Source organism: uncultured Cellulomonas sp. (genome assembly GCF_963527515.1).
Taxonomy (GTDB): domain Bacteria; phylum Actinomycetota; class Actinomycetes; order Actinomycetales; family Cellulomonadaceae; genus Cellulomonas.
In genome coordinates, this window is the sequence record NZ_CAURTV010000033.1 from 26,435 (window position 1) to 34,409 (window position 7,975).

General features: G+C 71.0%; 7 protein-coding genes. 3 read left to right on the plus strand and 4 right to left on the minus strand.

The window, feature by feature from the left end:
* Positions 1–264: 264 nt before the first annotated feature.
* Positions 265–1,827 (plus strand): polysaccharide biosynthesis tyrosine autokinase, encoded by a 1,563-nt coding sequence (locus tag RYN42_RS10160; RefSeq protein ID WP_315095726.1) that lies wholly within the window; start codon positions 265–267, stop codon positions 1,825–1,827.
* Positions 1,828–2,131: 304 nt separating this feature from the next.
* Here RYN42_RS10160 and RYN42_RS10165 read toward each other — a convergent pair whose 3' ends face one another.
* Together RYN42_RS10165 and RYN42_RS10170 are read right to left on the minus strand one after the other, a co-directional pair.
* Positions 2,132–2,668: an LPXTG cell wall anchor domain-containing protein gene (locus tag RYN42_RS10165; protein WP_315095728.1), complete on the minus strand. Its 537-nt coding sequence runs from the start codon at positions 2,666–2,668 to the stop codon at positions 2,132–2,134.
* A gap of 66 nt (positions 2,669–2,734) precedes the next feature.
* On the minus strand, positions 2,735–4,600 hold the full coding sequence (locus RYN42_RS10170) for a DUF4012 domain-containing protein (protein WP_315095730.1): 1,866 nt from the start codon (positions 4,598–4,600) through the stop codon (positions 2,735–2,737).
* Positions 4,601–4,761: 161 nt separating this feature from the next.
* On the opposite strand from RYN42_RS10170, the gene RYN42_RS10175 reads away from it, so the two are divergent.
* Positions 4,762–5,379 carry a low molecular weight phosphatase family protein gene (locus RYN42_RS10175; protein ID WP_315095732.1) on the plus strand — a complete coding sequence of 206 codons (618 nt, stop codon included), beginning with the start codon at positions 4,762–4,764 and terminating at the stop codon, positions 5,377–5,379.
* A gap of 41 nt (positions 5,380–5,420) precedes the next feature.
* Positions 5,421–5,936 (plus strand): hypothetical protein, encoded by a 516-nt coding sequence (locus tag RYN42_RS10180; protein ID WP_315095734.1) that lies wholly within the window; start codon positions 5,421–5,423, stop codon positions 5,934–5,936.
* 54 nt (positions 5,937–5,990) lie between these two features.
* On the opposite strand, the gene RYN42_RS10185 is transcribed toward RYN42_RS10180, so the two are convergent.
* Positions 5,991–7,490: an NCS2 family permease gene (locus tag RYN42_RS10185; RefSeq protein WP_315095736.1), complete on the minus strand. Its 1,500-nt coding sequence runs from the start codon at positions 7,488–7,490 to the stop codon at positions 5,991–5,993.
* A gap of 66 nt (positions 7,491–7,556) precedes the next feature.
* Positions 7,557–7,975, minus strand: a 419-nt coding sequence (locus RYN42_RS10190; protein ID WP_315095738.1) for a CAP domain-containing protein, incomplete at its 5' end; no start/stop codon positions are given.

A 7,975-nucleotide genomic window follows, 5' to 3' on the forward strand; every position in this document is an offset into this window, starting at 1 on the left:
GCGCTAGCTGCTGTGGCACAAAGCTCACAGCGCGCGCGCTAGTGTCCGAATTAGTCACGTTTCCCCCCGATGTCCGTTTTCGCGACGCGGTCGCCGAAAACGTGTAGGTCGAATCGTACATCGGCATGTCGCCACGATGAATCGAGGCAACTGTGCTTTCGGTTACGTCGCGGTTAACTCTCGCGATACCACTCGAACATCGGCGTGATCACGCGCCGTGAGAGACTGGCTGCCGCGTGTCACCGAGCAGGGGAGAGCAAGGCAGTGGAGCTTCAGGACTATTGGGTCATTCTGCGCAAGCGGTGGCTCTCGATTGCTGTGTTCACGCTGCTCGGAGCGGCTCTTGCCGTCGCCGCGTCGCTCGCCGCCACCCCGCTCTACCAGGCGACCACCCAGCTCTACGTCTCGGTCAAGACCGGTGAGTCGTCCAGCGACCTGCTGCAGGGCTCGAACTTCACCCGCCAGCAGGTGACGTCCTACACGCAGCTGGTCACCAGCCCGCTGGTCCTCCAGCCGGTGATCGAGGACCTGGGCCTTGCGGCCCGTACCTCGGCTCTGGCTGACCGCGTGAGCGCCGACTCCCCGCTGAACACCTCGCTGATCAACATCACCGTCACAGACGAGAACCCCGCGATAGCTGCAGCAACATCCGACGCCATCGCCAAGGAGTTCAAGACCGTCATCGCGCAGCTCGAGACGCCGAGCGACGGCAGCCCGTCCGCCGTCAAGATCTCGATCGTCCGCGACGCCGTCGCCCCGGAGGGACCGTCGTCCCCGAACCTCAAGCTGAACCTCGCGCTCGGCCTGCTCGTGGGCATCGCGCTCGGTGTCGGCATCGCCGTGCTCCGCTCGGTGCTCGACACCCGTGTCCGCTCCGAAACCGACGTCGCCCGGGTCACCGACACCTCCGTCATCGGCACCATCCCCGAGGACTCCGACGCCCCCGAGCACCCGTTGATCGTCCAGAGCAGCCCACACAGCCAGCGCTCCGAGGCCTTCCGCCGACTGCGTACCAACCTGCAGTTCCTAGACATCGCGGACCGCCCGCAGTCGATCGTCATCACCTCGTCGCTGCCCGGCGAGGGAAAGTCCACGACCTCCATCAACGTGGCCATCACGCTGGCCGACGCCGGCACGCGGGTCGCCCTCGTCGACGCCGACCTGCGCCGGCCGTCGGTGGCCAAGTACATGGGCCTCGAGGGCAACGTGGGTCTGACCACGGTGCTCATCGGCCGGGCGAACGTCGAGGACGTCATCCAGCCGTGGGGCAACGGCTTCCTGCACGTGCTCGCGGCCGGCCAGATCCCGCCCAACCCGAGCGAGCTGCTCGGGTCGCTCGCCATGGCACGTCTGCTGGAGAAGCTGACCTCGCAGTACGACGTCGTCATCCTGGACACCGCCCCCCTGCTCCCCGTCACCGACGCGGCGATCCTGTCCAAGCTGACCGGTGGCGCCCTGCTGGTGGTGGGTGCCAACAAGCTCCACCGCAACCAGCTGGCCGAGTCCGTGGGCGCCCTGGAGACCGTCGGTGCCCGCATCCTCGGCATCGTGGTGAACCGCCAGAAGCGCAAGCAGAGCGACCAGTACGCCTACTACGACTACACGCCCACGCCGGCCACGTCCGCAGACTCCGGCCGGGGCGGCAAGAAGCGCAGGGCGCCCTCGACCGGACGCGTCCCGCAGGTGCCCGAGGCCGCCGCCCCCACCGCGGTCAGCGGACCCACCACGCTGTGGCCCGGCGACTCCCTCAGCGAGACGCAGCTCAAGGACTTCCAGCGCCAGCAGGCGCAGAACGCTCCCGCCCAGCACCAGCGGCCCGGCAGCTGACCGCACGCACCACTGCCACGACGGCCTCGGACCTCACGGTCCGGGGCCGTCGTCGTATGGCCCGCCAGGAGACGGTCGGCTCCGCACGCCATGTCGGCTACCGCCCGCCGCTGCCGCGGGCCTGAGCGTGGAGAAGCGCCCGGGCGGTGCGGGAGCCCGGCAGGGCACGGGACGCGGCAGCGACGTGCAGCGCACGGGGCCGTGGACAGCCACGTGCACGAGCGTGGTCCGCGCCGCACTCCCCCGGACGCACGAGAGCCCCGCACCATCCGGTGCGGGGCTCTCGTGTGAGGTGCTAGGCCATTCAGGCCGCGGCGCCAGCCTGACGACGGCGGGCGACGACGACGCCACCGGCGCCGACGAGGACCAGCGCACCGGCGCCCAGGGCGATCGGCAGCGCGTTGGAACCGGTGGAGCTCAGGTTCCCGGTGGCCCCGGCTGCGGCAGCCGCAGCGGTCGAGGCGGCGGTGACGCTCTGGGAGCTGATGATGGCGCCAGTCGCGGTGTCCGTGGCGACGATCGTGAACGTGCCCGGCTGCGTCAGCGTGACCGTGAAGACCGCGGTGCCGGCGGCGTTCGTGACCTTGGTGAGCGACTTGGTGCCGGCGATCGTGATCGACGAGTCCGGCAGCGACGCCGGGGTGCTGGTGATGGTGAGCGTCACCGAGGCGCCGGCGGGGCCGGTCACCGTGACGGCGAAGCTCTCACCGGCGGTGGGCGTCGTGTCCGACACGGTGCCCTTGTTCGAGTAGTCCTCGGAGCCGTACGCCATGGCGGCGGTCGGAACGAGTGCGAGTGCCACGGCAGCAACTGCGACCAGAGCGGTGCGACGAATCTTCATGGTGTTGTCCCCCCGGACGGTCGTGTTACGGGTATGGCGAGATGTGACTCCGGGCAACGGTACCTTCTACATCCCGCAGGCGGAACCCACGACTACGTCACCCTTTTGGCGGGCTGTGGGTGTCGAACGGATATGCACGTTTCCGGTCTGTTTCGGACCCGTAACGATTTGCAGGTCGAGCGTGCCGCTCTCACCAGGTTTGAGTACAAATGTCCGTCCTCCTACTCCCAGATCGTCGTGAATCTGGGCTAACAGACCCTGCGGATCAGGTTTCACCCGCACCGTCTCAATTCCGCCGCCAGAAGGCGCATAAATGAGCACGTTTGTCCGGATATCGCCCAGGGGGACGATGTCGTCGAGGCCCACCAGGTAGGCCGGCAGCTCGGCCGCGTCGGGGGGTGCGTCGTACGTCAGGGTCACCACGGCGTCCACGATCTGCGAGCCGTCGGGGCGGCACTGCGTGGCTTCGGCGTCGACCGTGAGGTCCAGGTAGTAGCCGACCTTCGCCTGCGTGCCGTCGTTGAGGTAGACCCCGATCACGGGCGAGTCGCCGTCGACGCCGCGCAGCGCCCCGCCCAGGACGGTGGGCTCCAGGCGGCTCTGCTCGTCCTCGTCGGCGGACCACACCATGAGCCGGCCCTGCCGAGCTGCCTCGGCCAGCGCGTCCATCACCGCGGGGGCGTCGCCCTGGCCGCCGATCACCGCCGTGAACACCGCCGTGGAGGTCGCCGCGAAGAAGGCGTCCTGCTCGCGCGGGTCCTCGATGTCCAGGTAGACCTGGTTGAGCAGCGTCTGGACGGCGTCGTCGGCCGACAGCGTGGTGCCGTCCGCGAGGGTGACCGGCCCCGTGGCTCCCAGGACCAGCGCGAGGGCGCCGGGGTCCACCGAGAGCACCCCGTCGATGGTCCCTCCGACCTTCTGCTCCCAGATCGCCTTGGCCAGCGCGCCGGACCGCGGGAAGTCCGGGGTGAACGTGACGTCACGCATGTCGGTGCCGAGCAGCGGGCCGAACAGGGCGTTCTCCGCGTCGGTCAGCGGCAGCGCCGGCTCCGCCAGCCCGCTGAGCGAGCCGCCCGAGCGCTCCTCGACCACGGTGACCGCACCGGCGTCGGCGCTCAGGAGCAGGACGGAGCCGGGGATCCCGCCGGTGGCGCGCTGCTCCGCGTTGTTCTGCACGAGCACCAGGTAGCTCCGCGGCCCGTCGGCGCCCATCATCGCGGGCACCAGCTGCGCGGCGCGGGAGGCGGTGGCGGTGGTCACGGCGACGTCGGCCACCTGCTCGCGCAGGGTCTGGACGGGGTCGGCGACGAGGGCCAGCAGCGCGGAGGTGTCGAGGTCCTCGAGGCGCTGCGCGGTCAGCTGCACGGATGCGTCCGCGGCGACGATCGCGGGGGCCGCCTCCTGGAGCGGTGCCAGGTCCACACGACCGTCCACGGGGGCCAGTGCGGCCGGGTCCACCAGGGTGGTGGCCTGCATGAGGGACGGCAGCGCCTGCTGGGCGAGGTCGTCCACCGCGCTGGCCACCGTGTGCACGGCGTCCACGTTCGGGCCGACCCACGGCAGCAGGCCCGCGACGGTCCACACCGGGCCGGTGGTCGAGCGCGCGGCCGTCGACGAGTGCGCCTGGAGCTGGACCAGGGTGCGGTCCGCGGCGGCGGAGTCGCCGGCCGTCACCTGCTCCTGCAGGTCCCGGACGTCGGCGCGCGCGGCCTCGAGGGCGTCGGCGGCCCGCAGGGCGTCGGTGGCCAGCCACACCCCGAGGCCGATGACGACGACGAGCGCCAGGCCGCACCCGATGAGCACCCGCTTGACCAGCCGGCGGCGACGCGCACGGACGTAGCTGGTGCGTCGGCGGCGGACCGTCTCCGGGTGCACCGGCGCCTCCGGGACCGGCTGTGCGTTCCAGTCGGATCCCCACCCCGGGTGCGTCACGACGTCTCTCTCCCCCTGGCCGAGCCGCGACCCGGCAGGGCGACGGCGGTCGGAATCGTACCGGCGCGTCCTGAGGCGACCGCATCCGGTGGGTGGAAACTGTGCGCCGATCGGGTCACAGGATGCTCGGTTGAGCGCCTCGACACCGCAGGATAGGCACCGTGACCCCCACCGACCTGGCCGAGCCCTTCCGCGTCCTCGTCGTCTGCACCGGCAACATCTGCCGGTCGCCGGCGGCGGAGCGGCTGCTGGCTGCCGGCCTGGGGGCGGCGTACCGCGGACGCGACTCGGCCGGGGGTCTGACGCCTGCGATCGAGGTCGGCTCCGCCGGTACGGGCGCGCTGGTGGGCTACCCGATGACCGACGAGATGGCGGCGATGGTCGCGCAGCTGGGCGTCGACCCCCAGGGGTTCGAGGCCCGGCAGCTGGCGCCCGGAATGGTGACGCAGGCGGACCTGGTGCTCGCGCTGACCCGGCGCCACCGCTCCGCGATCGTCGAGCTGGTCCCCTCCGCGGTGCGGCGCACCTTCACGCTCCGGGAGCTGGCCAGGCTGGCCGGGGACGTCGACCTCGCGACGCTGCCCGGCGCCAACGCGACCACGGCGGACCGCCTCCGGGCGCTCGTGCCGCTGGCCGCCACCCGCCGCGGGCTCTCGGCACACCGGCTCGTCGACGACGACGTGGTCGACCCCTACCGCGGCGATGCGGCGCTCTACCGGACGTCGTTCGGGCAGCTGCTGCCCGCCGTCGAGGCGATCGTCGCCGCCGTCCGCCACTGACCAGCAGGAGGTGAGCCGCGGTGCGCGGTTCTGTCAGGTACGTGAACGGCCCCCTCGTCGGCGCCCTCATGGTCGGCCTGCTGGCCGGCTGCACGGGCGGCTCCCCCACGCCGCCCGCTCCCATCGGTGACGTCGTCACCCAGGAGGAGGCCGAGGCGCTCGGCGACGGCCTGGCCGCCTACGAGATGCAGGACGGGACGAAGGTCGTCGTCGGCGAGGACCACCCGCTGCCGGCGCCGGTCGAGGAGGACCTGGCCGACGCGATGGACGACGTGCTCGAGGGCGAGGACGACGGGACGACCGCGGCCGAGAACGTGAGCGACCTGGCCGAGGAGGCGTCGGCGGCCACCGGCAAGAAGGTCCTGCTGGTCTACCTGAACCCGCTGCTGTCGATCGGCGACGAGGAGGCCCACCCCGTGTGGGTCACGCACGGGCAGCCGGAGGGCACCACGATTCAGGGGACCGACGACTACGACGCGCAGATCGCCAACGTCGAGGAGTTCATCGCCGCGCAGCCCGACCCCTCGGAGTGGGCGTACGTCGTCCAGCCCCGATGACGATGCCCTCCCCACCGGGCGGTGGAGAGGGCATCGTGACCGTGCGGGTGCGGGCTAGACCCCGAGCACGCTCTTGATCGGGCCGATCAGGAAGTAGACGACGAACATCGCCGACGCCACCCACATGAACGCGTGGATGTCGCGGACCTTGCCGACGGCCAGCTTGATCACCACGAACGAGACGATGCCCGCGCCGATACCCGCCGTGATCGAGTACGTGAACGGCATGAGGATGATGGTGAGGAACGCCGGGATGCCCAGCTCCCAGTTCCGCCAGTCGATGCCCGCGATCTGCGTGACCATGAGGAAGCCCACGACGACCAGCGCCGGGGTGGCCGCCTCGAACGGGACCATCGAGACCAGCGGCGACAGGAACGTGGCCAGCAGGAACGCGATGCCGGTCACCACGGAGGCCAGCCCGGTGCGCGCACCGTCGCCGACGCCCGCCGCGGACTCGATGTAGCTGGTGTTGGACGAGACGGAGCCCGCGCCACCGGCGGCCGCCGCGATCGAGTCGACCACGAGGATCCGCTGGGTGCCGATCGGGCTGCCGTCCTTCTCGAGCAGCTTCGCCTCGCTGCCGACCGCGACCATCGTGCCCATCGTGTCGAAGAAGTCGGCGAGCAGGAGCGAGAAGACCAGCAGGAGGACCGCGACGATCCCGATGGACTCGATGGAGCCGAACAGGGAGAACTGACCGACCAGCGAGAAGTCGGGCGTCGCGAAGGGGCCACCGGCGGGCCAGTGCGGGACGTCCAGGGCCCAGCCGCCGGGGTTGACCACGGCGCCGGTCTCGTCGGTCTTGGAGCCGATGTTGCCGACGAGCTCCACGATGAACGCGAGCACCGTGGCCGAGAGGATCGCGATGAGGATGGCGCCGCGGACCCGGCGGACCATGAGGATGATCGCCAGCAGCAGGCCGAACACGAAGACCAGCAGCGGCCAGCTGCCCAGCGACCCGCCGATGCCGAGCTCCACAGGGACCGCCATGCTGGCCGGGATCCGCACGAAGCCGGCGTCCACCAGGCCGATGAACGCGATGAACAGGCCGATGCCGACGCTGATCGCCGTCTTCAGCTCCACCGGGACCGCGCGGAACACGGCCGCGCGGAAGCCCGTCAGGACGAGGACCAAGATGATCAGGCCCTCGAGCACCACGATGCCCATGGCGTCCTGCCAGGACATGTTGGGCAGGGAGGCGATGGAGTAGGCGACGACCGCGTTGAGTCCGAGGCCCGCGGCCAGCGCGAGCGGGAAGTTGGCGACGACGCCCATGAGGATGGTGAGCACGCCGGCGACGAGCGCCGTGGTGGCCGCGACGGCGGCGAGGTTCGGGGTGTCGCCGCCCCCGAGGAACTGGCCGTCGCCCGAGCGGACGGTGCCGATGATGAGGGGGTTGAGCACGATGATGTAGCTCATCGTGAAGAAGGTGACGAGACCACCGCGGATCTCGGTACCGATGGTCGAGCCGCGCTCCGTGATCTTGAAGTAGCGGTCGACGGCGTTCGTGGGGGTTGCAGGACGCTCTGTCTGCGTGGAGGGGGTCGAAGACATGCGCGCAGTGTGGCAGAACTGTGTGACCGGCAGATTGCGTTTCCAGCACGCGTCCTGGACCGCTGTTCAGCCCACGAACACCTGCGCGCAGAGCGCCCCCTTCGGGCCCGTGGTGCAGCCGACGCCGATCTGCGTGTAGTCGGGGTTGAGGATGTTCGCCCGGTGCCCCGGTGACCCCATCCAGCCCGCCACTACGGCGGCCGGCGTCGGGTAGCCCAGCGCGATGTTCTCTCCGACGGCCCGCGCGGCGCACGCCTCGAGGATCGGCTCCAGGGGGTCGTGCTCGAACCGGTCCTCGGCCACCAGCAGGGCCGTGCGCGCGGTCGCCTGGTCGGTCGCGCACGGCGAGACCGTGAACGGGGTCAGCCCGGCGGCCACGCGCTCGGCGTTGGTGAGGGTGACGATCTGCTCGCCGACCGTGGGGGGCGGCGGCGGGGGCGGCTCGACGGGTGCCGGCGGCTGGGCCTCGGCGGGCGGGGTCGAGG